Origin of the sequence: Streptomyces sp. GbtcB7, from assembly GCF_019091445.1 — a bacterium.
Classification (GTDB): Bacteria; Actinomycetota; Actinomycetes; order Streptomycetales; family Streptomycetaceae; genus Streptomyces; species Streptomyces mirabilis.
Map to the genome: position 1 here is coordinate 102,098 of NZ_JAGXJM010000016.1, position 26,086 is coordinate 128,183.

General features: G+C 70.1%; 26 protein-coding genes. 13 read left to right on the top strand and 13 right to left on the bottom strand.

The genetic code is table 11. From position 1 onward, the window contains the following. Positions 1–303: 303 nt before the first annotated feature. Positions 304–732: a hypothetical protein gene (locus tag KVT44_RS25760; RefSeq protein WP_217568928.1), complete on the top strand. Its 429-nt coding sequence runs from the start codon at positions 304–306 to the stop codon at positions 730–732. Positions 733–756: 24 nt separating this feature from the next. Here KVT44_RS25760 and KVT44_RS25765 read toward each other — a convergent pair whose 3' ends face one another. Together KVT44_RS25765 and KVT44_RS25770 are read right to left on the bottom strand one after the other, a co-directional pair. Next, complete coding sequence (locus KVT44_RS25765; RefSeq protein ID WP_217568930.1) at positions 757–1,431, bottom strand: hypothetical protein; 675 nt, start codon at positions 1,429–1,431, stop codon at positions 757–759. 94 nt (positions 1,432–1,525) lie between these two features. Next, the gene (locus tag KVT44_RS25770; RefSeq protein WP_254649889.1) at positions 1,526–2,638 is read right to left on the bottom strand and encodes a PP2C family protein-serine/threonine phosphatase; all 1,113 of its coding nucleotides are present in this window, start codon (positions 2,636–2,638) and stop codon (positions 1,526–1,528) included. A gap of 204 nt (positions 2,639–2,842) precedes the next feature. Between KVT44_RS25770 and KVT44_RS25775 the strand changes: the two genes are divergently transcribed. The 3 genes from KVT44_RS25775 (at position 2,843) to KVT44_RS25785 (ending at position 5,398) form a co-directional block, all read left to right on the top strand. After that, positions 2,843–3,442 carry a TetR/AcrR family transcriptional regulator gene (locus KVT44_RS25775; protein ID WP_217568934.1) on the top strand — a complete coding sequence of 200 codons (600 nt, stop codon included), beginning with the start codon at positions 2,843–2,845 and terminating at the stop codon, positions 3,440–3,442. Positions 3,443–3,529: 87 nt separating this feature from the next. Beyond that, positions 3,530–4,531, top strand: coding sequence for a zinc-dependent alcohol dehydrogenase family protein (locus KVT44_RS25780; protein WP_217568936.1), 1,002 nt, complete (start codon positions 3,530–3,532; stop codon positions 4,529–4,531). Between the two features lie 333 nt (positions 4,532–4,864). After that, complete coding sequence (locus KVT44_RS25785; protein ID WP_268256049.1) at positions 4,865–5,398, top strand: DoxX family protein; 534 nt, start codon at positions 4,865–4,867, stop codon at positions 5,396–5,398. 82 nt (positions 5,399–5,480) lie between these two features. On the opposite strand, the gene KVT44_RS25790 is transcribed toward KVT44_RS25785, so the two are convergent. Continuing rightward, positions 5,481–6,410, bottom strand: coding sequence for a LysR family transcriptional regulator (locus KVT44_RS25790; protein WP_308314109.1), 930 nt, complete (start codon positions 6,408–6,410; stop codon positions 5,481–5,483). 188 nt (positions 6,411–6,598) lie between these two features. On the opposite strand from KVT44_RS25790, the gene KVT44_RS25795 reads away from it, so the two are divergent. Continuing rightward, on the top strand, positions 6,599–7,537 hold the full coding sequence (locus KVT44_RS25795; protein ID WP_217568940.1) for a TIGR03620 family F420-dependent LLM class oxidoreductase: 939 nt from the start codon (positions 6,599–6,601) through the stop codon (positions 7,535–7,537). Positions 7,538–7,611: 74 nt separating this feature from the next. On the opposite strand, the gene KVT44_RS25800 is transcribed toward KVT44_RS25795, so the two are convergent. Next, positions 7,612–8,061, bottom strand: coding sequence for a MarR family winged helix-turn-helix transcriptional regulator (locus KVT44_RS25800; protein WP_217568942.1), 450 nt, complete (start codon positions 8,059–8,061; stop codon positions 7,612–7,614). 76 nt (positions 8,062–8,137) lie between these two features. Between KVT44_RS25800 and KVT44_RS25805 the strand changes: the two genes are divergently transcribed. The 3 genes from KVT44_RS25805 (at position 8,138) to KVT44_RS25815 (ending at position 9,817) form a co-directional block, all read left to right on the top strand. Further along, complete coding sequence (locus KVT44_RS25805) at positions 8,138–8,965, top strand: SDR family oxidoreductase (protein ID WP_217568944.1); 828 nt, start codon at positions 8,138–8,140, stop codon at positions 8,963–8,965. Between the two features lie 221 nt (positions 8,966–9,186). Continuing rightward, a complete protein-coding gene (locus tag KVT44_RS25810; protein WP_217568946.1) occupies positions 9,187–9,582 on the top strand; it encodes a luciferase family protein in 396 nt (131 codons plus the stop codon). A 28-nt stretch (positions 9,583–9,610) separates the two neighbouring features. Next, positions 9,611–9,817, top strand: a complete 207-nt coding sequence (locus KVT44_RS25815; protein ID WP_217568948.1) for a three-helix bundle dimerization domain-containing protein — start codon at positions 9,611–9,613, stop codon at positions 9,815–9,817. A 349-nt stretch (positions 9,818–10,166) separates the two neighbouring features. On the opposite strand, the gene KVT44_RS60610 is transcribed toward KVT44_RS25815, so the two are convergent. From KVT44_RS60610 to KVT44_RS25845, 5 genes are all read right to left on the bottom strand, one after another. Then, complete coding sequence (locus tag KVT44_RS60610; RefSeq protein ID WP_308314110.1) at positions 10,167–12,113, bottom strand: TetR family transcriptional regulator; 1,947 nt, start codon at positions 12,111–12,113, stop codon at positions 10,167–10,169. Next, positions 12,110–12,949, bottom strand: a complete 840-nt coding sequence (locus KVT44_RS25830) for an NmrA family NAD(P)-binding protein (RefSeq protein WP_217568952.1) — start codon at positions 12,947–12,949, stop codon at positions 12,110–12,112. The genes KVT44_RS60610 and KVT44_RS25830 overlap by 4 nt, the downstream gene beginning before the upstream one ends. Further along, complete coding sequence (locus tag KVT44_RS25835) at positions 12,946–13,371, bottom strand: nuclear transport factor 2 family protein (RefSeq protein WP_217568954.1); 426 nt, start codon at positions 13,369–13,371, stop codon at positions 12,946–12,948. Before KVT44_RS25835 ends, KVT44_RS25830 begins: the two co-directional genes overlap by 4 nt. Before the next feature lie 205 nt (positions 13,372–13,576). Then, a complete protein-coding gene (locus KVT44_RS25840; protein WP_302832099.1) occupies positions 13,577–13,894 on the bottom strand; it encodes an MFS transporter in 318 nt (105 codons plus the stop codon). A 30-nt stretch (positions 13,895–13,924) separates the two neighbouring features. After that, complete coding sequence (locus KVT44_RS25845) at positions 13,925–14,536, bottom strand: MFS transporter (RefSeq protein ID WP_217568958.1); 612 nt, start codon at positions 14,534–14,536, stop codon at positions 13,925–13,927. A gap of 313 nt (positions 14,537–14,849) precedes the next feature. On the opposite strand from KVT44_RS25845, the gene KVT44_RS60110 reads away from it, so the two are divergent. Together KVT44_RS60110 and KVT44_RS25855 are read left to right on the top strand one after the other, a co-directional pair. Then, positions 14,850–16,961 carry an acyltransferase family protein gene (locus tag KVT44_RS60110; protein ID WP_217568960.1) on the top strand — a complete coding sequence of 704 codons (2,112 nt, stop codon included), beginning with the start codon at positions 14,850–14,852 and terminating at the stop codon, positions 16,959–16,961. Positions 16,962–17,141: 180 nt separating this feature from the next. Beyond that, the gene (locus tag KVT44_RS25855; protein WP_217568962.1) at positions 17,142–20,390 is read left to right on the top strand and encodes an alpha-L-rhamnosidase; all 3,249 of its coding nucleotides are present in this window, start codon (positions 17,142–17,144) and stop codon (positions 20,388–20,390) included. On the opposite strand, the gene KVT44_RS25860 is transcribed toward KVT44_RS25855, so the two are convergent. After that, positions 20,381–20,536 carry a DUF6131 family protein gene (locus tag KVT44_RS25860; RefSeq protein ID WP_096240213.1) on the bottom strand — a complete coding sequence of 52 codons (156 nt, stop codon included), beginning with the start codon at positions 20,534–20,536 and terminating at the stop codon, positions 20,381–20,383. The genes KVT44_RS25855 and KVT44_RS25860 overlap by 10 nt on opposite strands. A gap of 58 nt (positions 20,537–20,594) precedes the next feature. Further along, positions 20,595–21,998, bottom strand: coding sequence for a PP2C family protein-serine/threonine phosphatase (locus KVT44_RS25865; RefSeq protein WP_254649867.1), 1,404 nt, complete (start codon positions 21,996–21,998; stop codon positions 20,595–20,597). 142 nt (positions 21,999–22,140) lie between these two features. Here KVT44_RS25865 and KVT44_RS25870 point away from each other — a divergent pair, with 142 nt between their 5' ends. Further along, positions 22,141–22,953 carry an SAM-dependent methyltransferase gene (locus KVT44_RS25870; protein ID WP_217568966.1) on the top strand — a complete coding sequence of 271 codons (813 nt, stop codon included), beginning with the start codon at positions 22,141–22,143 and terminating at the stop codon, positions 22,951–22,953. 19 nt (positions 22,954–22,972) lie between these two features. Here KVT44_RS25870 and KVT44_RS25875 read toward each other — a convergent pair whose 3' ends face one another. Beyond that, positions 22,973–23,377: an ANTAR domain-containing protein gene (locus KVT44_RS25875; RefSeq protein WP_254649868.1), complete on the bottom strand. Its 405-nt coding sequence runs from the start codon at positions 23,375–23,377 to the stop codon at positions 22,973–22,975. Between the two features lie 365 nt (positions 23,378–23,742). Between KVT44_RS25875 and KVT44_RS25880 the strand changes: the two genes are divergently transcribed. Together KVT44_RS25880 and KVT44_RS58330 are read left to right on the top strand one after the other, a co-directional pair. After that, entirely contained in the window at positions 23,743–24,117 is a 375-nt protein-coding gene (locus tag KVT44_RS25880; protein WP_099924852.1) for a helix-turn-helix domain-containing protein, read from the top strand. A 382-nt stretch (positions 24,118–24,499) separates the two neighbouring features. Then, the gene (locus KVT44_RS58330) at positions 24,500–24,745 is read left to right on the top strand and encodes a LamG domain-containing protein (protein WP_254649869.1); all 246 of its coding nucleotides are present in this window, start codon (positions 24,500–24,502) and stop codon (positions 24,743–24,745) included. A gap of 318 nt (positions 24,746–25,063) precedes the next feature. Here the strand turns inward: KVT44_RS58330 and KVT44_RS25890 are convergent, their stop codons facing one another. Next, positions 25,064–26,050 (bottom strand): calcium-binding protein, encoded by a 987-nt coding sequence (locus tag KVT44_RS25890; protein WP_308314111.1) that lies wholly within the window; start codon positions 26,048–26,050, stop codon positions 25,064–25,066. Between the last annotated feature and the right edge of the window lie 36 nt (positions 26,051–26,086).

A 26,086-nucleotide genomic window follows, 5' to 3' on the forward strand; every position in this document is an offset into this window, starting at 1 on the left:
CGACCGGCGTCGCCGTCCAAGCCGCCTGCACCCCGTGATGGCTGACACGGCTGCAGGAGGGTCGCGACTGTGGGAGCACGCGACCCATCGGACACGGCCGTAGCCGTGTCCGTCGGGGCGGTATCCGTGGCCCGCGCACTGAGTGCGCGACGGAGGGCCGACGGATACCGCCCCTTCCCGTTGCTGACGCCGCAACCTTCGTTCCCTGCCGTGCGTCCAGCTGACGCGAGCCGAACGAATCCGCGGGTGAGCCGGTTCGGCGCGGTCGGCCGAATCGGTCCACCTCACCAGTCGGGGGGCGATGTGACATCTGACGACGGAGAGCACAGGCACGGTTTCACGGAGAGCGTGCGGCGGTTCTTCTGGCTGCCGCGGCAGGCCTCTCGCGATGCCGCCCCGGTCCGGCCCCTCGCGCGGGTCTGGGTCTTCGTGGTCGCGGCGGGAGCCGGTGCCGCCGCCCTCGGCTGGGGGGACATGGTGGTGGTCGTGATGTTCGTCGGCACCGTGCAAGCCCTCCTCGACGACGTCATCAAGGGGGTACGGCATCGCTGGCCGGCCTTCGTCGCCGCTCTGTCGGCAGCATGGTCTGCGGACAGGCTCATCAGAGCCCTGGTGTCCGCCCCCACCGATCCCGACTGGGCCGACTGGCCCGGTCTCGCGTGCGGGAGTCTTGCCGCCTTCGCGACCTTCGTGGCTGTCACGCATCTACCGGCCGGCCCCCAGCGCGCGTGACGTTCAGCCGGGCGGGACTCGGTTTCAGCTCACGAACTCCTCGTCCCCGTAGCGCACCTCGGCGCTGTTCCAGTCGACGCCGAGCTCGGCCGTGAACCTCTGGGCCACCGGCAGGTCGGCGAGCGGGGCGATGAGGATGAGCCGCCCGTCCAGGGTGACCGAGCCGCCGCCGAGCCGGGCGCGGGCCTCCGCGTCCGCGAGCAGCGCGTCATGCAGACGGGTTCGGCTGACGCCGGGGGCCTGGATCTCTACCGCGTCGGTGTCCGGCGAGGTGCGCGGCAGGCAGCGGAACGTGAGTACCGATTCCTGGTGGTACTGCTTGGCGACGACGGCGGCGATGTGGTGAAGCCCGTCGCGGCCGACCTGGTCGACGTCGACCTCGCGTGACCGCTCGTAGGTGGCTTTCTTCAGGTCGCCGGACCAGAAGACGCCGTCCAGGAGGGTCGAGGAGCCGGGCCTGGCTCCATTGGCGTGGATGATCTCGCGCACCTCCTGGTCGAAGCGCGTCAGGCGGGTGTTGAGCCGGGAGTCGGCCGGATCCGTGATGATCGCGGTGTTGTCGGTGGCGAAGATCTCCGCAGTGGGGCAACCCCGAGCCGCCGGGCTTGCCTGTGCGCTTCCCGCGCCCGCAACTCCCAGCGTCAGGGCGGCAACCGTGGCCAGGACGTGCAACTGCCGCCCCATGATGACGTTCTTCATGCGGTGATCAACGAGCCTTGGCCGACTTCGTTGCGTCACCGCCCGCGCCGCACCGCGGATCCGACCGCGGGCCCCGACCACGGCATCGGGCCACCTACACCGGGTATTCCGGTGCCTGGGTGCTCGGGCTCCTCACCGCGAGGGCCGCGATGTCGTCGTTGAGCCTGCCGCCGCTGTAGTGCAGCAGGTCCTGGTGAAGCCGGTCGAGCAGCTCACGGGGCGGCGTCGGGCCCTGCCGCCGCATCCAGTCCGGGAGCGGGAAGAACTCACCGGTGCGGCCCCGGGTCTCCGTTACGCCGTCGGTGTAGAGCAGTAGCTGGTCGCCCGGGGTGAAGGCGACGGTGTCGACGCAGTAGTGGTCTCCGAGGAGCGCCGCGAGGTGGAGAGGCGGCGAGGGAGCGGTGGGATCCAGGACGCGGATCTTCCCGCGATGCGCGAGCAACGGCGGAGGGTGCCCACAGTTGAGAAGTCTGACGTGGCCGCCGCCGTGCGGGATCTCGGCGATGAGAGCGGTGGCGAAGCGCTCCGGCAGGTCCTGCGCCGGAAACGCGGCGCTGTAGCGGATGATGCTGACCTCCAGACGATGGATGACGCCTCTCAGGTCGGGCTCGTCGTACGCGGCCTCCCTGAAGCAGCTGATCACTGCCGAGGCCGCCCCCACCGCGGACAGGCCCTTGCCGCGTACGTCACCGATGAGCAGCCGGACCCCGTACGGCGTGGCGGCGGCTTCATAGAAGTCGCCGCCGATCCTGGCCTGTTGCTGGGCCGCCAGATACAACGACTCGATCTCGACGTCGTCCATGCGGCGTGGCAGAGGGCGCAGCAGTACCTTCTGGGCCGCGTCGGCGACGAGGCGGATGTGGAAGAGCGCCTCCTCCCGCTGAAGTCGGACATGGCTCGCGTAGGCGGCCGCCAGGGTGACCGCGACGATCGCGGCCGCGGTGTACTGCGTCCCCAGGTCGGTGTAGACGAAGCTTAGGCCGATCATGACCAGCAGGCAGAACGTGCCCAGCAGGATCGTGGGGAGTACGGGCCACATCGCGGCAGCCAGGGCGGGGGCGGCGGGCAGGAGTCGACTGACGGCGATCTCCCTCGGTGTGGAGAACGCCAGGCAGGTGATGAGGACGGTGAGGACTACCGGTGACAGCGGGGCAGCTTCCCACCAGCCACCGCCGAGGGAACGACGGCGCCGCAGCCGTCCGGACATGATCACAAAACGCATCATATCGGTCGAAGTGGATATAGAGCGGGGCACCGGGCGGTCAGGCCCGACTCGGGAACGTAGACGCACGGCGGGACGGTGGAACGGTGGTCCGAAACGTTCGGCACAAACGGGTGCCGATCTCGGTGGCCGACATTGCCTCCCTTAATCGAACGGACTAGTCTGTTCGATTAAGGGAGGTGCCCGCACATGGCGACGCGCACGAGAAGGACGAACACGGTCGAGAAGATCCTGGACACGGCGGCCGACCTGTTCTACGCGAACGGCCTGCGGGGCGTCGGCGTGGACCAGGTGATCGCCGCCTCGGGGGTGGCGAAATCCACCCTCTACGTCCACTTCCGCACCAAGGACGAGCTGGTCGCGGCCTACCTGCGCAGAACCGACATATCCTGGCGCGCCCAACTGGAGGCGGCCGCCGAGCGGGCGGGCGACGATGCGGCGGCCCGGATCACCGGGCTCTTCGACGCACTGACCGACGCCTTCGACCGGCACGGCTTCTTCGGCTGCCCTTTCGTCAGTGCCGCCGTCGAGACCGCGCTCGACTCCGAGGCCCGGGCCATCACCGTGCAGCACACCGAACGCCGTCACACCTGGCTGACACAGCTCAGCACCGAGGCGGGCGCCGCCGACCCCGACTCCCTCGCCCGCCACCTCGGCCTCCTGATAGACGGCGCCCTCGCGTCCGGACGGCTGCTCCAGGACCGCGCGGTGGTGGATCAGGCCAGATCCGCGGCCCGGCGCCTCCTCGAGGACCACACCCGCCGCGACACGGCCGAAAACCTCCCGTGACGGGCCACCAGGCACACCCGTGACCGCGAGGCGCCCCACGCCCCGGCTCCGTACTCACGAACAACTTCCAGGAAGGAAGGCAGGGCCATGCGCGCAGCGATCCTCGAACAGTTCGGGGCACCCCTGGTACTCAAAGACCTCCCCCGGCCCGCGCCCGACCCGGGCGAGGTCCTGGTGAAGATCGCGGCCAGTGGAGTGAACCCGCTCGACATCAAGATCCGGGCGGGGAAGGCCGCACACGCCCGGACCGTCCTGCCCGCCGTACTCGGCCTGGACCTCGCCGGTGTGGTCGAGCACGTCGGTGCCGACGTCACCGGATTCGAAGTCGGCGACGAGGTCTACGGACTCACCGGCGGGGTCGGCGACCTCCAAGGCTCCCTCGCCCAGTACGCGGCCGTCGACGCCCGGTTGCTCGCCGTCAAACCCGCCGCCCTGACCCTGCGCGAAGCCGCCGCGCTGCCTCTGGTCTTCATCACCGCGTGGGAGGGCCTGATCGACCGCGCCCGAGTCCGTCCCGGACACAAGGTCCTCATCCATGGCGGAGCCGGCGGCATCGGGCACGTGGCCATCCAGATCGCCCGTGCCCACGGCGCCGACGTCTACGCCACCACCTCCCCCGCCCACGCCGAGGAGGTCGCGCGCCTCGGCGCCACGCCCATCGACCGCACCGCGATGTCCGTGGCGGAGTACGTCGGCAAACACACCGGCGGCGAGGGCTTCGACGTCGTCTTCGACACCGTCGGCGGTCCCGTGCTCGACGCCTCCTTCACCGCCGTGCGCACGTACACCGGCCACGTCGTCAGCGCACTCGGCTGGGGCACCCACGCCCTCGCTCCCCTCTCCTTCCGGGGCGCCACCTATTCCGGCGTGTTCACCCTCATGCCCATGCTCACCGGCAGCCACCGCGCGCACCACGGCGAGATCATGCGCGAGGCCACCGCCCTCGCCGACGCGGGCTCCCTGAAGCCACGGCTCGACCCACGCACGTTCACCCTCGACTCCGTCGCCGACGCACACGCGGCGGTCGAACAGGGCACCGCGGCAGGCAAGGTCGTGGTGGACATCGCACAGGCTCCCAGCGGACCGTGAGTCGCACTCCGTATTCCGCCTGTAGTGCTCGCGTACCTTCCCCGTCGAACGCTCGACCATGAGGAAAGGAATGGAGTAAGGATGGGAGAGTGCGGCGGTATCGCTGCACGAGAAAACGACCGGCGGCCCGACGCGATCCGACGCGAGAACTTCCTTTCCGGCCGCGTGTGGCAGCGTTGTGGTCCTCCATACATGGCGTCCTGAAGGTCTTGAAGGTCTTCAACGCGCCATGGCGACCGGACAATCAGCTCTGCGAGCTCCTGGATGGTCAGCCGGCACCGTTCCGGAGCGCGTTGCGGAGAAGAGCACCCCGTGAATTACATAACGCAGCGACTGCGCTCTCCCACCGCTCCGACAGTCGACGCCCCCGCGCGGGCAGCGGTCTCCGCCGGTGACTGCGGTCTGCTTCTCATCCGACTTACGTTCGGCCTGCTCATGGCGGGACACGGTGCCCAGAAGCTCTTCGGGATATTCGGTGGCGACGGCCTCACCGCTACGGGCAAGGGGTTCGCCGCGCTGGGGTACCGGCCCGGAAAGGTCTACGCCGCCATAGGCGGCGGCTCCGAATTCCTGGGCGGCATCGGCTTCGCTCTGGGACTGTTCACGCCGCTGGCGGCGGCTGCCCTGATCGGCGTGATGATCAATGCCATGGCGACCGTGAGCGGGGCGCATGGATTGTGGGACACCCAAGGTGGTGTGGAGTACAGCGTGTGTATCACCGTCACCGCACTCGCCGTCGCGGCCATCGGCCCGGGAAAGCTGGCCGTCGACCGTCTTTTCCCGTGGGGCAAAGGAGGCTGGGCCGAAGCGGCCGTCGCTCTGTTCCTGGGCGGAATAGGCGCCGCGATCGTCCTCCTCATCCTCTAGCCATTCGCCAGTAGCCGTTCGCCGGCCGCCAGCCGCCAGCCGCCAGTCAGTCTCCAGCCGCGCCACGGAGTCATTCCGCGGATCACGCGGGAGGGCCAACCTCAGGGCTCCCTGGGTCGGGAGGGGTGAGGTGGGCTTCGGCGTATCGGCGGAAGGCGGTCACGAGACGGCCGCGGTCGCCGGCGCGGGTGGCCAGCACGACGTGGCTGGGTTCGACACCCTCCAGCGGGATCGTGGTGAGGTCGGGACGCAGGCTGTTGATGCGGGCGCCGGCCGGGACGATGGCCACGGCCTGCCCGCCTGCGATGAGTTCGATCTTGTCCTCGACGGTCCCCTCGATGAGCGGACCGTCGGGTGCCGGCCGTCCGTCGGGTCGGGGATCGACTCGCCAAAAGGCGTTCCAGATCGGGTCGAGCGTCCGGGACAGGGGTTCGTCGGCGATGTCGTCGAGGGTGACCGATTCCTTGCCGACCAGGCGATGGTCCAGGGGCACCAGGAGCGCCCGGGGTTCGTCGTAGAGGACCGTGACGTGCAGTTCGTCGGTGGGAAACGGCAGCCGGGCCACCGCCACGTCCACCCGGTGATCGAGCAGCGCGGCCCGTGGTTCGTTCCAGGGCAGGTGGACGGAGCGCACCTCGGCGTCGGGGTGTCGTCGGCGCAACTCGCGCACCGCCGGAGTGACGATGATGTTCGCGATGTAGCCGATGGTGATCCGGGCCGGCTGGGCGGCGGCCCGGGCACGTGCCGTGGCCTGGTGGGCGGAGCGCAGCAGTGCTGTGGCGAGCGGGAGGAAGACCTCTCCGGCCTCGGTGAGTCGGCTGCCCTGCGGGGTGCGGTCCAGCAGTTGGGCGCCCACCAGCTGTTCGAGACGACTGATCTGCCGGCTCAGCGAGGATGCGGTGAGGTGCAGGGCGGTGGCCGCGCGACCGAAGTGCCGGTGCTCGGCGACGACGGTGAAGCACCGCACCAGCTTCAGGTCGAGGTCCTGGGCAGGTGGTGGCGAGTCGGGCACATCTGCAGCGTAGCCCCTCGCCGATCGGCGTATGCCCGAATGGCCGCCGCGAACTGGGGTGTTGCGCAAAGCGGGATGCGTATTGCGAAACATTCATTGGACCTGGAGTGCACTGGGGTCACACAGTGGAATCACCGGTCGGACACCGTTGAGCGCCGTGTCGGGCCGGCAATCCGAGGAGGATATTCATGGGGTCCACGGGGACCACTACCGTGATCGACGCGGCCCGCCGGGCCCTGGGGCCGGTCGGCGTGACCCTGCCGGTCTCCTTCACCACCCCCCTGTCCATCGATCTCCAGCGCGAGGCCGTCCACCGCCTGGAACACGCCGGCTACCACGCCGTGTGGACCAACGAGGTCATCGGTGGCAAGGATGCCTTCGTCCAGCTGGCCGTGCTGCTGTCGGCAACGGAGCGGCTGGCGTTCGGCACCAGCATCGCGAATATCTGGGCCCGGCAACCGCAGACCATGCACGGTGCGGCGGCCGTACTCGCTCAGGCCTATCCCGGCCGGTTCGTGCTCGGCCTCGGGGTCGGCCACCCGCAGCAGGCGGCCGACGTAGGCCAGGAGTTCGGGAGCCCGCTGGCCACCATGCGCGACTACGTGGAACGGATGGCCACCCCGACCCAGCCACCCGCGCCCGACGTCGCCGTTCCCCGAATCGTCGCCGCGAACGGTCCGAAGATGCTGGCGCTGGCCGGCGAGATCGCCGACGGAGCGCTGCCCGCCGTACAGCCCCCCGAGTTCACCGCGCAGGCCCGGCAGGTGCTCGGCCCGGACAAGCTGCTGGTCGTGGGACTGTCCGTGGTCCCCGACAGCGACCGCGACCGGGCGCGGGCGATCGCGCGGGAGCGGGTGTCGGCCGCCCTCGGCCAGCCGTCGTACGCTACCGGGCTGGCCCGGCTGGGCTACGCGGACCAGGAGATCGCCGAGGTGAGTGACCGGCTGGTGGACGCGATCATCGCCCACGGCGATCCGGCCGCGATCGCGGCCAAGGTGCGCGAGCACCTGGCCGCCGGAGCGGATCACGTGACGCTGCTGTCGCAGGTCGGCACCGACTTCTCGGTCGGCGTGGACCAGCTGGAGTGGCTCGCCCCGGCGCTGGCCGGCGTCGACACCTCAGGTTGAACCGGCGTTGTCCGGCGGTCCGGTCCCGGTGCGCCCTCAGACGTGCACCGGGGCGACGCCGGCCGATACCGCCCTCAGCCCTTGAGCTTGAGGAGAATGCGGGCCAGTTCTTCGAGCTCGGACGGGTCCAGCCTGTCCGCCAGGACCGGCGACAGGGTTTCGCGGCGGGCGGCGTCCGCGCGCTCGAAGAGGTCGCGGCCCCGCGGTGTGATGGTCACCTCGACGGACCTGGCGTCGGTGGCCGAGGGGGCGCGGGTGACCAGTCCGCGGGCCTGGAGAGCGTCGATCACCCGGGAGACCTGGCTGCGGCTGATCAACGCACAGGAGCCGAGATCGGTGGCCGACAGCGGCCCGTCCTGGTGGTAGAGCCAGAGCAGTACCTCGAACCAGGAGGCCGGCAGGCGGAAGTCCTCCTCCAGTCGGGCGCTCGCGCGTGAGGTGAGGGCACTGCTCACCCCTACGAGGCGGTAGTACGCCTGGTCCTCGACAGGCAGTTCTGCCTGCTTGAGCCTGATGTCCGTCACCAGGCGAGTCTACAATTTGCGCGCACGCACACACAACTCTAATATGTGTGTGTACACGCAACCATGGAGGTTCGCCATGAAGATCGCCCTCGTCACCGGCACGTCGACCGGCATCGGTCTGGAAACCGCCGTACTCGCCGCGAAGGCGGGCTACGAGGTCGTCGCGACCATGCGGAACACCGCCAAGGCCGCGGCACTCCTCGAGCGGCTGCCCGACGCCGACGTCCGACAGCTCGACGTGACGGATCCGGACTCGGTCAGGGCCTGTGTCGACGGTGTGATCGCCGACCACGGACGGCTGGACGCGCTGATCAACAACGCCGGGGCCGGACACCTCGGCACCATCGAGCTGGAGAGCGTCGACGACGTCCGCGACGTCATGGAGGTCAACTTCTTCGGAGTCGTCCAGGTCACCAAGGCCGCGCTGCCGCACCTTCGCGCTGCCGAGGGACGTCTGATCACGGTCACCAGCGTGGGAGGGGTGGTCGGCCAGCCGTTCAACGAGGCTTATTGCGCCGCCAAGTTCGCGGTCGAGGGCTGGATGGAGAGTCTCGCCCCGGTCGTCGGCAAGCTCGGTGTCGCGGTGAGTGTGATCGAGCCCGGCGCGGTGGCCACCGAGTTCGTCGCGAACGTGCGGGCCGACCGGGACGTCGAGGCCCTGGTCGCCGGAGCCGGGGACTACCAGTCGGTGATCAACAGCTATCTGGCCCGCACCCAGCAGGCGTTCTCCGCGGCACAGTCGGCCCGGGAGTGCGCGGAGACCGTCGTGGGCGCGCTGACCGCCGCCGAGCCCCGGTTCCGCTACCAGAGCTCCGAGTCCGCGGCCGGATTCACCGCGGTCAAGCTGGCCGACGCCGACGGCTCGGCCGTACAGGCTCTGACCACCTCCTGGCTCGGGGCATGAGAGCCGCAGGTCGACGACCATCTAGTCCGCGTCGGCTTCGGCGACCGCTCCAACATGCCGCCTCAGTGACGGCGCGTCGCCTACGGCGGACGCCGGTGGCCAAAGGCGCCATTGAAGCCCCGTCGGCCTGCGAACTGGTATCCGGACATTCAGGCGGTGCGCCTCAGTTACGGCTTCCCCAAGTCATGGTGACTTCGTGGTGAGCTGGGCATGATGGGTACATGACGTTGGCCTTGCGCGCCATGGCGCAACTGGCGAGTTGGCCGGACCTCACGGAGACACCGCCAAGCTGTGGCACGGGGCGGGCGCTGCGCACGGTCCAGGACGAGATCGTCCACTTCCATACGGACCAAGACGTTGACCTGCACCTCACCGCCCGCGCCATCCGGCGTTTCGAAGACCACCTCAGGGGCGCGACCGCGGTCCGTTTGGTGCCCGGTTCGCCTTGGGTGACGATACGCCTCGAAGTCGAGACGGACATGGACCTGCTGCTGACCCTGGTGAGCCTCGCTCTTCAGGCCCATCAGGCATGGCCGGTTTCCCGCGATGCGCCGTCGGCCAAGTGTAATGATCACCACGACATGGCGCTTCCGCGTGACAGTTCCAGCGGAAGCTGAGGAGCACATCTTTCGGGCAGGGGACGTCGTGGCTGTCGAGACGCGCGAGGAAGACGCTATCCGCGGAGTCGTCGAACGTCTCACGAGCGCCTACGACGAGACGTGTACGCCCGAGCAGGTCGAGGCGGCTGTAGCCACGGCTCACGCTGCCTTCAGTGACCGGCCCGTGCGCGACTTCGTTCCGGTCCTGGTCGAACGCAAGGCGCGCACCCTTTTGAACGAGGCTCAGGGCTGACATCGCGTTTCACACGGCGGCGAGCGCAGGCGCGCTCGCCGAAGACTTGCTGCTCCGCAGGGTGGAGCGGTCGTGTGCTCCCCGTCGAGGGCCGCACCGGTGAAGCCGAGGTGGAATGTGCACCAGGCGGGGCAGTGGAACCGGGCCAACTCGCCTGACGTACAAGTGTGCTGCGTCGATCTCGCGGTCCCCGCGTGCCGTGCGAGGGACCAGGAATCCCATGCCGGTCCAGCTCCGGCAAGTCCTGGCCGAGCCCGAGTGGGCCAGGAAGCTCAGCGGCGATGACGCGCCACGTGCGGCGGCGTCCAGGTCGGTGGCGAACATCGGCTTGCGGCCCGGGAGCAGTCGCTCACGCGTCCTTGCGCGTGCCGGGCGGATCGGCACTGCCGCCGAGGACGCTGTCGACGTAGGACGCGAGCGAGGAACGCAGGCCTTCGGGCGTCATCTTCTGATCGTCGATCAGGTGCGCCACGAGGTCGGCGCGGATGGCGGCCAGCAGGGCGTGGGCGGTGAAATCCGCGTTGTGGACGCCGGGCACCTGTTCCAGTGCCGCACGGAGGATTTCGTGCCACCAGCCGTAGTGCTCGGCCTGGTAGGGGCTGCTGAGCCCGGCGTCCTCGGCGGCCGTCATCAGGTTCCGGTTCTCGATCTTGAAGCGCAGTGAGGCGTCGAGGAGGTCCAGCACCCGCTGCCGCGATGAGGAGCCGGGCGCGTCCTGCGCTTCCCGCACGGCTTGCTGCAGGGGGTCGAGGCGGGAGGCGATCACAGCGCCGATCAGGCCGGCGCGGTCGCCGAAGCGACGGAAGAGGGTGCCCTTGCCCACACCCGCGGCCGCGGCGATGTCGTCCATCGACACGCTGTGGGGGCTGCTGCTGGCCGCGAAAAGGGCGTCGGCGGCAGCCAGGACGGCTTCTCGGTTGCGCAGGGCGTCCGCGCGTTCTGTGCGCTGGGCCACGGGGCCTCCTTGGTCTTCGGCCTGTCCCGGCCCCCGGGAATGATATGCGGTGGGTTCGCGTGAGTGGCGGCTCGCGCCCGGCTGCGCCTCCCGCACACAGGGGCGGCAGCCGAGCGTTCCGCGTGACGCGCAACGGGTCAGATCGTGTCGTCGAGCCAGTCGAAGATACGCGCAACCGCCAGACGGAGGGCACCCGGGTGGCAGTGGGCATCGCCGCCTTCTTCCTCGGTGAAGCCGAGGAGTGTCTTCGGTGCGGTGAGGTGCCGGTACAGCTTGCGCGGATCGGATTCCTCGGCGGTGGAAGTAGAACAGGTCGTCGGTCGCCTCGCAGACCAGCACGGGGCAGGTGATCTTCCCGGCGCTCCCGTCCTTGAAGCTGTAGCGGGCGTACTCGGCCAGGAACTCGCGGTCGCTCGAGGCCCTCGTGACGTAGCGGCCGTGGTCGAAGGCCCAGCGCAGGATCGGGCTCAGCGCCCGGGCGTCGGCGATCAGGCGGTCCATTTCCTCGTCGTGCTCGGCCGCCGCGCGCCGGACGGCTTCTTCGTGCGGCAGCGGAAGGTGCGCGGTCAGGGCGGAGACGGCGTCGAAGACACCGTCGAGGGCGACGACGGCTGCCAGGCGCGGCTCGTAGGCGGCCGCGCGGGGCGCGAGGTAGCCGCCGAGACTGATGCCGAGCAGCGCGGTACGGGCCGGATCGACACCGGGGTCCTGGGTGAGGAAGTCCAGGACGGGACCGACCACGTTCTCCCAGTCCGGCCGGAAGGCCGGCCCGTCCCGGTGGATGGCTGCGGGCTGCCCCGGGCCGTCGAACGTCAGGACGTGGTAGCCGCGTTCCTGCCCGCCGAGTGCGCCGGAGAAGTGCAGTTCCTCGGCGGCGCCGTCGAATCCGTTGTGCATCACCACTGCCGGCCTCGGGCCCTCGCCCGCCGCCCGGTAGAAGTAGCCGTGCAGCTCGGTGTCCTCGTAGGGGATCTCCACGGGCGTGACGCCGGGGAAGTGGGCGATGGCGTCGCGGAAGCAGGAGACGCCGCGCTCGTAGGCGTGGTCGATGCGCGGGTCCTCGGGGTGACCGTGGAGGAAGAACTCGGCCGCCCGGTAGTAGCTGGAGGCGCGCAGCAGTCCGTCGCGTGCGCTGACGGGGTGGCTTCCGCGTGCCTCGGCCTCCAGGCGTTCGGCGGTGGAGAGCCAGGCGTCGTGCCAGCTGTCGTAGTCGCCGGGAGTGACGCGGGAGGCGGTGGCGATGACTTCGCCGACGTCCGAGCCGCCGTAGGCGGCGAGACCCAGGTTGCGCAGGGTCTCGAACCAGAAGGGTGGATCGTCATGGAACATCAGCTGTTTCATGACAACTCCCGTTCGGCGAAGGCGCGGAACGTGCCCGGGGGGCGGCCGGTGAGGCGCTGGACGGTGTCCGAGGTACGGTCCTCCGCGCCGTCGGCGATGGCACGGTCCATGCCGGCCAGCATGGTGGCGAACTCCAGCGGTATCTCCGCCGCCCAGCGGTCGCGCAGCTGCTCGAACGTCAGATGACGGTGCACGACGGGCCGGCCGGTGACCTCGGTGATGATCGCGGCGACGTCGTCGTAGCTCAGCGCCTGCGGCCCGGTCAGGATCAGGCCGGCATTGGGGGCCTGCTCGTCGGTCAGGGCACGTACGGCGACGGCGGCGATGTCCTCCGCGTCGACGAACCCGACGCGGCCGGCTCCCGTGGCCGTCAGGATGGCGCCGTCTTCGCGGATGCTGCGCGCGTGGGGGGTGAAGCCGGCGAAGTTCTGCATGAACCAGGACGGCCGCAGCACCGCCCACTGCTCGAACAGGCCGGGCAGGGCCTGGTGGACCTGTCCCACCGCCGGACCGCCCGCGGGAATCGCCGATGAGCTGAGCAGCACCGCGCGGTGCACGCCTGCCGATCGGGCCTGGCGGAGGAAGGGCAGCATGACTACGGCCGGGTCCGAGGAGCCGATCGGCGGGATGAGGTAGACGCGGTCGACGCCGTCGAGGGCCTCACCGAAGGTCGCGGGCTCGTTCCAGTCGAAGCGGACAGCCTGCGCACCCTCCACCGGGGTGGCGCTTCGGCCGGCCGCCTTGACCCGGTGGCCCGCGGCGATCAGCCCGGCGGCGACACGGCTACCGGTGGTGCCGGTGGCCCCGATGACCAAGGTGGCACTGGGGGCGTTCATCGGTTGGCTCCTACGAAGTCGGCGCCGGGCTGCTGAACGGCGAGGGGGTTCCAGTAGTCGCGGTAGGAGGTGATGCGTCCGTCCCTGACCGTGACCACGGCGATGTAGGTGATGTCGAAGGGGCTGTCGGTCTCGACCAAGCGGCCGACTCCGCGCATCTCCACCACGATCGTCTCGGGGACGGTGGTCTGGTGGATCGTCACGTCGGGGAAGTCGTGGACGTCCACGTGGTCGGGGTAGTGGCGCATGTAGTCCCCGATGGCCTGCCGGCCCTCCAGCCGCTCCGGCCAGCCCTGGGGCGCGAAGGGGAACTCCAGGACGCCTGCCTCGTCCCACAGGTCCACCCAGCCGGGGATGTCCTTCTCCACCAGCAGTCGCAGACCGTGGCGGTACAGCTCCGCGGCCGTCATTGGCATTGCCATGATCAAGGTTTCCGTTCTGCTCGAAGACACGGCGATCCCAGCCCGTGGGGTACGGCCACTCGTCACGAGAAGCGCGATATCCAGTGATGACGGTTCCCCGCGGCGGGCCACCCGAATAAAAGCGGACCGACAGTCCGCATGTATTGGAGCTTACGGACCGCCAGTCCGCTTCGCAACCCTGAGCGCGACCGGTGACGCCGAAGGGTCACGGAGGGGTGACACGGGGCGCCAGTGCGGCGGCATCGGGTCCCGACAGTTCCTGCAACGACCGTCCGCGCGGCTCGATGCGGAAGAGGTACGTCACCAGGAAGCCGAGCGCGCTGGTGACCGCCACGCCGTAGAGCAACAGGCTCTCGCCGAGCCGCGCCAGGAGCACCGGGAACAGGGTGCCCAGGGCCGCGCCCAACTTGCCCCACCCGGTGGCGAAGCCGTGGCCGGCGGCTCGCATGTCGGAGGGGAACACCTCGGCGGGCAGCGTGAAGGGGGTGGAGTTGGGGCCCAGGTTCATGAAGGTGTTGAACAGGGCACGGCGGTGCCCTTGGTGAAGGCGATGTCATCGGCGATGAACGTGCCGTTGGCACCGGCCAGTGCGAACGAGGCCAGCAGGGTGGGGGTGAAGATGCCCACGCCGTAGGTGGCGACGCCGCAGCCAGATGATCAGGAGGGCGGGCAGCACGCCGAACCTCAGCATGATCCGCCAGGAGTCGACCTCCGGCAGGACGTTGAGGACCACGGCACCGACCACCGCGCTGAGCAGGATCCCGGCCGCCTGCAGACTGAACGCGCCCGCCAACGACCAGGCGTCCCAGGCCAGGGTGCACAGCACCGAGAAGACCACGAACATCCACAGGTCCAGCCGGAAGATCCGGCTACGGCCGATCCGGTCCCCCAACGGCCCCAGCAACGCGGCGCCGCACATCGCACCGACGATCGCGGCAGCGGAGACCAGTCCCCGCAGCGCGGAGCCGACCGCGAAGTCCTTGGCGACCAGCGGATCGGCCACCCCGATGATGAAGAAGTCGAAGCCGTCCAGCAGGATGCCCAGTCCCGCCGGCAGCCAGAACCGGACATGGAACCGGGACATCGGCGCGCCGTCCAGCGCCTCGCCCAGCGGCATTGCACGAACAGCAGCATGGTCGGTCGCCGTCGCGGAATCGGTCGACAAGACGTCCCTCACTCGAGCACGACATTCCAGGAATCCCCCGGAAGATCGTGCGGGAGCCGACCCGCCGCCACCATCGCCACGGACAGGTGGCGGACCGCGACGTTCGAACGGATTGCCTCCCCTCCCCCATGCGACCGCCCGACATCCGCACGGCGGGGTCAACCCTCCGACCAGCGGGATCCGCACGGGCGCGCCGGGGGTTCTCGTCACGCCGGGGATTCTCGTGAAGTTGAGGCGTTGTTCACCCGAACTCCGGGCGGCGGCCGAACAGTACGGCATCAATCCATGTCAGTCCCCCAAGGAGTTGCGCCTGATGCCGAGCACCACGCCCGCCGAGGTCCGTACCATCCCAGCGGGCGGCAGAACCGCACCACCCGGAGGCCACTCGCTGAGGTTGGACATCCAGGGGCTGCGCGCGGTGGCCGTCACACTCGTGGTGCTCTCCCACGCAGGGGTGGCACAGGTCAGCGGCGGATACGTCGGGGTCGACGTCTTCTTCGTGATCTCCGGCTTCCTCATCACGTCCCTGCTGGTGCGCGAACTCGCCACCACCGGCCGCTTGTCGGTCCGCACCTTCTACGCCCGCCGTGCGCTGCGGCTGCTGCCCGCGTCGTCCCTGGTCATCGCGGTCACGCTGGCCGGGTCATGGCTGTTCCTGTCGAAGGCGCGGCTCGCCGAGTACGCGGGCGACGCCCTCGGTAGCGCGCTGTACGCGGTCAACTTCCGGCTGGCGGCGGCCGGTACGGACTATCTCGCCCAGAACAGTCCGCCTTCGCCCTTCCAGCACTTCTGGTCGCTCGCCGTGGAGGAGCAGTTCTACCTGGTGTGGCCGCTGCTCCTGCTGCTCAGCTGGCGGGCCGCCCGCGGGCGGCGCCGACCGATCGCGCTGGTGCTCGGGGCGCTGTGCCTGGGGTCGTTCGTGGTCAGCGTCCTGGTGACGAACTCCTCGGCGCCCTGGGCGTACTTCGGCTCCCCCACCCGGGGCTGGGAGCTCGGCGCCGGCGCGTTGCCGGCCCTGGCCACGGCCCGGCTGGAACGACTGCCCGCCGCCCTCGCGGCCCCGCTGACCTGGCTCGGCCTGGCCTGCGTCGCGCTGGCGGCAGTCTGGTACGACGACGAGACGCCCTTCCCGGGCTACCACGCCCTCCTGCCGGTCCTCGGCGCCGCGCTCGTCCTGGCCGGTGGCTGCGCGCCCGCCTCGCACGGCGCGGGGTGGCTGCTCGGGCGGCGGCCGATGGTGTGGCTGGGCGGGCTCTCGTACGGCTGGTACCTGTGGCACTGGCCGCTGCTGGTCCTAGCCCCGGTGGCGCTGGGCCTCACGGACGGCACCGCCGGGGTGCCGCTCGCGCTCGGGCTGTGCGCGGTCGCGCTGGGCCTGGCCTGGCTGACGCTGCGCCTCGTCGAGAACCCGGTCCGCTTCCACCGGGCGTTCCGGGGACGGCCGAACCGGGCCCTGGCGCTCGGCGTCGGGCTGTCGGCGGGGGCGACGGTGCTGGCGCTGACGGCGGCGGCGGTCCCGCCGACGATCGAAGTCGGCGGCCCCGCGCCCGTACTGGCGCAGGAGCTGGCCGGCGCACCGGACCCGCAGGCGCGGCTGGCCGAGCTCCTGGCCGCGTCCTCCGGCAGCCTGCCGAACAACCTCACCCCGGCCCTGCCGAAGGTGAAGTCCTCCCGGTCCGCGGTCTACCGGGACGGCTGCCACGTCGACTACGACAGCACGCGGAATCCGCCGTGCGTCTACGGCAACCGCGCGTCCTCCCGGACCGTCGTGCTCTTCGGCGACTCCCACGCGGCCCAGTGGTTCCCGGCTCTGCAGGGCCTCGCGACCGAGCGCGGATGGAAGCTGGTCTCACTGACGAAGGCCTCCTGCAAGGTCGCCGGCGTGACCATCATCAACCGCCACAAGCCGTACACGGCCTGCGACACCTGGCGTTCCAACGCCGTGGCGAGGATCAACGCCCTTCACCCTGCCCTGGTGGTCGTCTCCTCCTCGGACGCGGGCGACCCCGCCGAGCCCGCCGACGACACCCTGCGGCAGTGGACCACCGGCTTCGAGGACACCTTCCGGGACCTCGGCACCTCCGGCGCCCATGTGGCCGCCCTGCTCGACACCCCCTGGCCCAAGGGCGACCCGGTCGACTGCGCCGCCGACAACTCCCTGCAACTGCACGCCTGCGCGAACCACCTGCCGGACGCGATCCACGATGCGACCCGCCAGTCCGCCATCCGCAGCGCCGCCGTCGCGACCGGCGCCGCGGTCATCGACCCCCGGCCCTGGGTCTGCGCGATCCGCACGGGCCTCTGCCCCGTCGTCGTCGCCAACACCGTCGTCTACCGCGACGAAAGCCACCTCTCCGAGGCGTACGCCGCGGCCCTCACCCCCGTCCTCGCCGACTCCTTGGACCGCCTCGTCAGTTCGTCCTGAGCACACGGGGCGATTGAAACCGTTCAATCGCCCCCGCATCGGACGCGTCGGGCTCCACCCAAAGCACGTACCGACCCGGCAGCTCAGCAAGAAAATCCCGCACACTCATTGACCTCCGTCCCGCACGCCCCTACGTTCACCGCCGTGAATCGATTCATCGTTTCTACGTGAGGGGCCCCAGTGATCAGCAGGAGGAACTTCCTGGCGGCATCGGCGGCCACAACGGCCGCGGCCGTCGCCGACACCGGATCAGCAGTGGCCGCAACGGCGTCCGCACCAGCCCGAACGGGTGCGGCACGCGGTGCCCTGCGCATCACCACGCCCACTGTCGAGTACGTTCAGCACCCCCTGGGCCTCGACGCGCAACACCCGCGGCTGAGCTGGCCGATGGCCTCGGACGAACCGGGGGTGCGCCAGAGCGCCTATCAGATCCGTGTCGCCTCCAGCGCGTCGAACCTCTCGCACCCGGATGTCTGGGACAGCGGGAAGGTCACCTCCGGTGAGTCCGTACTCGTCCCGTACGCGGGCCCCCAACTGAAGCCGCGGACGCGCTACTTCTGGTCCGTACGCGTCTGGGACGCCAAGGGCGACGCCTCCGCCTGGAGCACGGCGGCATGGTGGGAGACGGGCCTCATGGACGCCGCACAGTGGTCGGCGGAATGGGTCTCGGCCCCTCCGGCTCTCACCGAAGCACCGTCGCTGGAGGGCAGCGCCTGGATCTGGTTCCCCGAGGGCGAGCCGGCCAACAGCGCGCCCGCGGCCACCCGTTGGTTCCGTCGCGCCCTCGATCTCCCGGACGGCGTCACGGCGGCGACCCTGGCCATCACCGCCGACAACGTGTACGCCGTTTCCGTGAACGGCACCGAGGTGGCCCGTACCGACCTGGCGACGGACAACGAGGGCTGGCGCCGGCCGGCCGTGATCGACGTCCTCGCTCAGGTGCGTTCCGGGAAGAACGTCCTCGCGGTCTCGGCGACCAACGCGACCGAGGGACCCGCCGGTCTGGTCGCCGTCCTCGTCCTGCACACGGCATCCGGCGAACAGCGCATCGTCACCGACGACTCCTGGAGGTCGACGGACAAGGAACCCGCCGCCGACTGGCGCGATGCGGACTTCGACGACAGCGGCTGGCCGGCGGCGAAGGAGGCCGCCGCCTGGGGAGCCGGGCCTTGGGGGCGGGTCGTCCCGGCGTCGTACGCGGCCAACCAGCTGCGCCACGAGTTCAGGCTCCCGGGCAAGAAGGTGGCCCGCGCCCGCCTGTACGCCACGGCTCTCGGCCTGTACGAAGCCCACCTCAACGGCCGCCGTGTGGGCCGCGATCAGCTCGCTCCCGGCTGGACGGACTACCGCACACGCGTCCAGTACCAGACGTACGACGTCACCACGCTCCTGCGGCCCGGCGCCAACGCCGTCGGCGCGTACGTGGCTCCGGGCTGGTACGCGGGCAACGTCGGGATGTTCGGACCCCACCAGTACGGCGAACGTCCCGCGTTGCTCGCGCAGTTGGAGGTCGAGTACGCCGACGGGACGAGTGAGCGCGTCGTCTCGGGCACGGACTGGCGGGCCGCCTCCGGACCGATCGTCTCCGCCGACCTGCTGGGCGGCGAGACGTACGACGCGCGCAAGGAGACCTCCGGCTGGACCTCACCCGGCTTCGACGACCGTACCTGGCTCGACGTCCGCGCCGCGGGCGACGCCGCTCCCGACCTGATCGTCGCGCAGGTGGACGGCCCGGTCCGGGTGGCCGGGGAACTCACGGCAAAGACGGTGACCGAACCAGAACCGGGCGTCTTCGTCTTCGATCTCGGCCAGAACATGGTCGGATCGGTACGGCTGCGCGTCTCGGGCGAGGCGGGAACGACCGTACGTCTGAGGCATGCCGAGGTGCTCAACCCCGACGGCACCCTCTATACCGCGAATCTGCGCACCGCCGCGGCCACCGACACGTACACCCTCAAGGGCGGCGGCGAGGAGACGTACGAGCCGCGCTTCACCTTCCACGGATTCCGCTACGTCGAAGTGACCGGGTTCCCCGGCACTCCCCCGGCGACGGCCGTGACCGGCCGCGTCATGCACACCTCCGCGCCCTTCACCCTCGACTTCGAGACCGACGTCCCGATGCTCAACAAGCTGCACAGCAACATCACTTGGGGGCAGCGCGGCAACTTCCTGTCCGTCCCGACGGACACACCCGCGCGCGACGAGCGCCTGGGATGGACGGGCGACATCAACGTCTTCGCGCCCACGGCGGCGTACACGATGGAATCGGCCCGCTTCCTCACCAAGTGGCTCGTGGACCTGCGCGACGCGCAGACTCCGGAGGGCGCCTTCACGGACGTGGCACCCATGGTCGGCACGGTCGGCAACGGTGTCGCCGGATGGGGCGACGCGGGCGTCACGGTCCCCTGGTCCCTGTACCAGGCGTACGGGGACCGACAGGTCCTGGAAGACGCCTGGCCCTCCGTCCAGGCCTGGCTGAAGTACCTGGAGAGGAACAGCGACCACCTGCTGCGGCCGGCCGGCGGGTACGGCGACTGGCTGAACGTCTCCGACGAGACTCCCAAGGACGTCATCGCCACGGCGTACTTCGCGCACAGCGCCGACCTCGCGGCCCGCACGGCCAAGGAGCTCGGCAAGGACTCCACCCCCTATCTCGACCTCTTCGCGCGCGTCCGCACCGCTTTCCAGAACGCCTACGTCACCGCCGCCGGCAAGGTGAAGGGCGACACGCAGACGGCCTATGTCCTCGCCCTGTCGATGAACCTGCTGCCGGACGCGCTGCGCAAGGCGTCGGCCGACCGCCTCGTCGCACTCATCGAGGCCAAGGACTGGCACCTTTCGACGGGCTTCCTCGGTACGCCCCGGCTGCTGCCCGTCCTCACCGACACCGGCCACACCGACGTCGCCCACCGGCTGCTTCGGCAACGCTCCTTCCCCAGCTGGGGCTACCAGATCGACAAGGACTCCACCACGATGTGGGAACGCTGGGACTCCATCCAGCCCGACGGCAGCTTCCAGACCCCGGCCATGAACTCCTTCAACCACTACGCGTACGGGTCGGTGGGCGAGTGGATGTACACCAACATCGCCGGCATCTCGGCGGGCCGGCCCGGCTACCGCGAGATCGTCATACGCCCCCGCCCGGGCGGCGACGTCACCTCCTCCCGCGCCACGTTCACCTCCGGCTACGGCCCGGTCTCCACGCGGTGGCGGCAGCGATCCGGCGAGTTCGTCCTGAGCTGCGCCGTGCCTCCCAACACGACCGCGGAGGTGTGGATACCCGGGGAAGACCCGGACGCGGTGACCCACACCCACGCGACGTTTCGGCGGACAGAGGACGGCTACGTGGTGTACCAGGTCGGCTCCGGCGACCACCGTTTCACGACCTGGCGCGCACAGGGGGCCACCCGCGACCCCAGTCACCAGTAGTGGCGGCGACCACCGACAGCGTGTCCGGCAGCCCCGAGGATCCACAGGACGAGTCCGATGATCACGAGGATCACACCGATCGTCCAAAGAATGCTAAGGCCCGTGACGAAACCGACGACGAGCAGAATGATGCCGAGGACAAGCATTGCAACCTCCCGCAATGAGCCCCCCTCGTCACCTCCGTGTACCACCGCAGGGCAACTCCTAACGCGGTCGCGGCAGGCGATCGGGGGAGCTCTCCGGCTCCCGCGGCGGGGGTGGGATCTTCGCGGGTACGAGTTCGGTGAGCAGGAGCGTACGGTCGTCCGCTCCGTCGTTGGTGGCCGACGTGCCGTGCAGCAGCCGCCGGCACAGGGACTCCAGGGTGTCCGGCCCGGTGACGCGGTCGGGGTCGTCGCCGTCCGTGTCGAGAAGGCCGGCGAGGCGGGCGATGCCCTGGTCGATGTCGGTGTGGCGGGACTCGACCAGGCCGTCGCTGTAGAGCAGGAGCAGCACCGGGTCGGGCACGTGCAGAACGGTGGGTTCGTACGTCCCCATGCCGAGTCCGAGGGGCAGGCCCGGGCTGGTGAGAGTGACCGGCCCGGTCCGTCCGCCCGGATCGCGGATCAGTGGGGGCGGATGGCCGGCTCCGACGAAGGTGCAGATGCGGCGCCTCGCGTCCCACTCGGCGTACATGCACGTGGCGAAGGAAGCTCCCGGTGTGTCACAGGCGAGCGCGTCGAGACGGTGCATCAACTCGGCCGGGGTGATGTCCAGTCCCGCCAGGGTACGGACGGCGGTGCGCAGCTGGATCATGGCGACGGCCGATTCCGGACCGTGCCCCATGGCGTCCCCGACGATCAGACTGACGCGGCCTCCCGACCGGGGCAGTACGTCGAACCAGTCACCGCCGATGATGTTGTCGTGCCCGGCGGGGAGGTAGCCGTGGGCGATACGACATCCCTCGAACACCTGCTCGGTGGCGGGGAGCAGGCTTCGACGGATGGCCTGTGCCGTACGGCGTTCGCGTTCGTACCGGCGCGCGTTGTCCAGGGCCACACAGGCGCGCGCCGCCAGCGACTCCACGGCCTCGGCGTCGGCGGGCAGGAAGGGCGCCTGGTCCGGGCCGCGCGTGCAGGCGATGAATCCGACGGCGGTACCGCGCAGATGCAGCGGGACGACGAGGAAGGAAGCCGTGCGCAGGAGGACGTCCATACGGGCGTCGCCGCCGCCGGAGGTGCTGAGCCGCGCGGACGTATGGGCGTCGACCGTGTCGAGCAGTTGCGTCTGGAGGGTGGCGATGGCACGTGTGTAGGGCGTCCCGCGCGGAAAGACGATGACCTCGCCGACCGGCAGCAGCCCCTCCCAGTCCTCGGGCGCGTCCGTTCCGATGCGCAGCGCCAGTCGGCGGGCCTCGATCTGCGGTGGTTCCGCGGAGGCGTACGCGTTCTCCTCCAGCAGCCAGCGCTCCAGCAGGTAGACGGAGGCCGCGTCGCAGAACCCGGGCGTCAGCGCGTCGACGACTTGGCTGCCGGACAGGCGCAGGTCGAGCTCCGAGCCGATGGCGTCGGCCGCGGGGGAAAAGGCCCGGCGACGGGGTGAACGCGCGGTGGCGGGTTCGTCGTCCATGGGACAGTGCGCTTCGTTCCGCAGGGTTGTGCCTTTCCGGTGGGGCGCGGCTCCGGCAGCGTGGCCTGGGCATCGTCCCGCCACACATGGTCGGCAACTATATGATGGAGCGTCAAGATCACGGACATGACAGGGAGTTGAGTTGGCCGACAACGACGGTCTCCCGCAGGGGATCGACCCCGACAAGGCGAGCGTTGCCCGGATGTACGACGCGATGCTCGGCGGACAGCACAATTTCCCCATAGACCGGGAGGCGTTGGCGGCCTTCACGGCGATCGACCCCCAGGTGCGCACGCTGGCGCGGGCCAATCGCGCCTTTCTCGGCCGGGCCGTGCGTTTTCTGGTCGAGGCCGGGATACGGCAGTTCATCGACCTCGGATCGGGCATCCCCACACAGGGCAACGTGCACGAAGTGGCACAGGCGGCCAGCCCGGACGCCCGGGTGGTCTACGTGGACAGCGACCCGGTGGCCGTGGCCCACAGCACCACCCTGCTCGCCGACAATCCCGGCGCGGACATCGTCGACGCCGACATCCGCCGGCCGGCCGACATCCTGTCGTCCCCGCAGGTACGGAAGCTGATCGACTTCGAGCAGCCCGTCGCGGTGCTGATGATCACGATCCTGCACTTCATCACGCCCGAGGAGAACCCCGCCGGCATCGTGGCCGCGTTCCGGGACGCCCTCCCCGAGGGGAGCTGGCTGGCGCTCACGCATGCGACGAACCAGGATCGCCCGGACACGGCCGCCGCCGTGGGGCAGCTGTACCGGTCCAAGGCCACGTCCCCGGTCACCGCCCGCTCCCACGGCGAGATCCGGGACCTCTTCGACGGCTTCGACCTCGTGGAGCCCGACCTGGTCTACGTACCCCTGTGGCGCCCGGCCCCGGACGACCACATCCCGGCGAACCCGTCGGAGTACTGGGTGTACGCGGGTGTCGGCCGCAAGCAGGCGTGACGGGGCCGGAGGCCAGGGATCAGAGTGGGTCCGACGACAGATCGCGACGTCGGTCGGACATGGGCGGCGTGTCTTTGTCACCGTCCGTGTGTGACGTCCGGTCGATGGGAGGGGTCCACTCGGCGCTCGGATGGTTGGGGGCATGGGGACCGAGGACTTCGGCGACCGCCGCGGACACGTGTTGCCGGAGCGGGTCGGGAAGCGGACCTCCGTTGACGGCGCCGACCAGGTCTTCGGCGACATCGTGGACTTTGGTATTGGTGTGCTGGGACACCTCGACCAATACGTTCCAGGCGTCGGCGGCGCTCAGGCCGAACGAGGCCATCAGGACTCCCCGGGCCAGATCGATGACCGGCCGGGTCTGCATGGCCCGTTTGAGCTGGACGACTTCGGTGCGCAGGTCCTGCTCGGCGTCGTCGCTCAACCCATCCTCCTTGTGCGCTCAGTCGTTCGTGCCGGGATGCCTGTCACGGCCGTCGGCGGCCCGCCGATCGACCGCGTAGGGGCTTCGCGCAGAGAGCGCTGGAGTTGGTGCTCGGTGTCGATGTCACCGGAGATCGCGGCGGCCGCCCGCCCACCGGCCGAACGTGCCACGACCATCAGAAGCGGGCAAAAGCCTTCGCTGCCGACCTGGACGGAGAGTGGACGTTCGTGCATGGCAGTCGCTCCTGGGGCATCCGCCTATCTCACTGCTCCAAGCGTCGGCCTTCGGATCCTCACCCGTCAAGAGATACAGGAACTTTCTTTCACCCTTTTGAATGCGCGAATGCCGAGCCGTATCCTCAAGACATGGGTGAAGTACCGCAGGGACATACTGGCTGGACCTTTCTCACCAACCACGCCCGAGTGCTGGCCGCGATCTCCAGGGATCAGGGAACCCGTATCCGCGACATCGCCGCACGGTGCCGACTCACCGAGCGCGCCGTCCAGAAGATCATTTCCGATCTGGAGCAGGACGGCTACCTCACCCACACCCGCCAGGGCCGCTCAAACATCTACCACATCGAACCGGGGACCATCCTCCGGCACCCGGCGGAAGCCGGGTTGAGCGTAGAGGGCCTACTGACCCTCCTCGACCAGCACGAGGCACGGCGCGACGGCAGGCCCGAGCCCGAGCAGCACTCGCTGGCGTTCGACCATTCCGCTCGGCACGCGACGGACTGACCTCTGCGGCCGGGACGAGAGCAGCGACCAACCGGCATGTCGCCGGGGTCTGTTGAGGGAGCCGTATCCGCCCACACGGATCGGGACTCGCCGCGGTCGCCGCCGTAGGCGTCTCCGTCGGTCTGCACCTGACCCGCTCCTCCGCCGGTTCCTCCAAGGCGTCCGCGGCGCCGGCGGTGAAACCGGTCGACGCCTGGCCGCTCGACGAGCGTTCCGGCTCGACCGCCGCGGACACCGCCGGAGTCGACGAAGGCACCGCGAGCGGGGTCCGCCGGCGTGCGGGCAAGAGCGGCGCAGCCGAGTTCGACGGTGTCAGCAGCCGGATCGTCACCTGGGGCCCGGCCCTGCGGACCGGCAAGGGACACGGCTTCACCGTCGCGGCATGGGTCTGCCCGTCCGCCTTCCCGACCACTTCGCCACCGCCGTCAGCCAGGACGCCGCCGACCGCCGCCTGCGGTTGTACGTCAACGGGGTCCAGGAGGCCGCCGTCAAGGACACCGCCCCGCTCGCCGGACCCGGCTCCCTCATGATCGGGCGCGCCACGTACCGACGGCAGGCCACCGACTTCTTCCCCGGTGCCATCAGGGACGTACGGGTCTTCGATCGAGCCCTCGCCTCGGACGAGTAGGGACCCGAGCTCCTCCGTGAACCGCCCTCCATCGAGTACGTCGACGTGCTCGCGAGCAAGCTCACCGGCCGCGCGTAATCCCCGGCCCACGGCCCATGGAGACTCCCGGGCCCTGTGCCCGGAGGAATGCGTGACCGGATGCGTGAACACCTCCGCGGACGGGCTCGGGAGTTGGGTGCCCGTCCTGGTGGCAGGGAGTCTGTCGGCCGGTTGTGCGGGCGCTTCCTCGCAGGCGAATCTCGCGCAGGCCGAATCTCGCACAGTCCGTATCTCGAGCGGGACGTGCGGCTTCGGCTCGGTCATCGGATCCCTGGGCGGTCAGATCTCGCAGTTGATCTCTACGTCGGTCCCCTGCTCGCCGTCGCAGTCGTCCGTACCGGTGTTGCCGTTGAGGAAATCGGCGTTGGGGCCGCCCCTGAGGATGTCGTCCCCGGCTCCTCCGTCGATCGAGTCGATCCCGCCCACTCCCGGGACGCTCCGGGTGTTCTGGTCGATGTTGTCGCCGAACAGCAGGTCGTTGCCTCCGCGCCCGTAGATCACATCGCGCCCGGCGGTCGCCCCGGTGGCATCCCCCAGGGAACTGTCGCCGACGATGAGGAACTCCCCCGCGCTTCCTCCCGCGATCCGGTCGTTGCCGGAGCCGACCGCGGTGCCCCCGGAAGCGGAGTGGTCCCCGATCGCGATCGTGCCGCCGTCCTCGCCGAGGTCGATGACGTCGTCACCGCCGGCCCCACTCGCGTTCCCCGAGACGGCGACGCTGTCGCCCGTCGCGTCGCCCAACTCCCCGAGCCCTTCCAGGAGTACGTCGTCGCCGGCCCCCGAGGCGCCGAAGAATCCCAAGGCGTCCCCGATGAGGCTGTCGCTGCCGTCGCCGCCCTCGAGATGGTCGTTCGCACCTCCGGAGGCGGTGTCGCCCCTGCTGTCACCGACCATGCTGTCATCTCCGGGCCCGCCGAACAGGCGGTCGGCCGAGGCGCCGGCCGCGGCGCCCTGCTGAGCGGAGTTGTCGCCCACCAGAGTGTCGTTCCCGGCACGGCCGAACAGCAGGTCCTGGCCCGTGGCGGCGTTCACGGCTCCGGTGGCGCCGAGATTGTCGCCGATCAGGCTGTCGTCGCCGTCTCCGCCGTCGAGGGAGTCGGCACCCGGGCCGCCGATGAGACGGTCGTCCCCGCCCAGACCACAGATCAGGTCGTTGCCACCAAGGCCGTCGATGACGTCGGCGCCCGCGGTGCCGATGATCACGTCCGGCCCCGGTGTCCCGCTGGTGCCCGTGGTCGTCGCCGGCCGGCCGAAACAGGTGGGCACCCGCGCGGCGGCCTGTGCCTCCCCCGCTCCGACGAG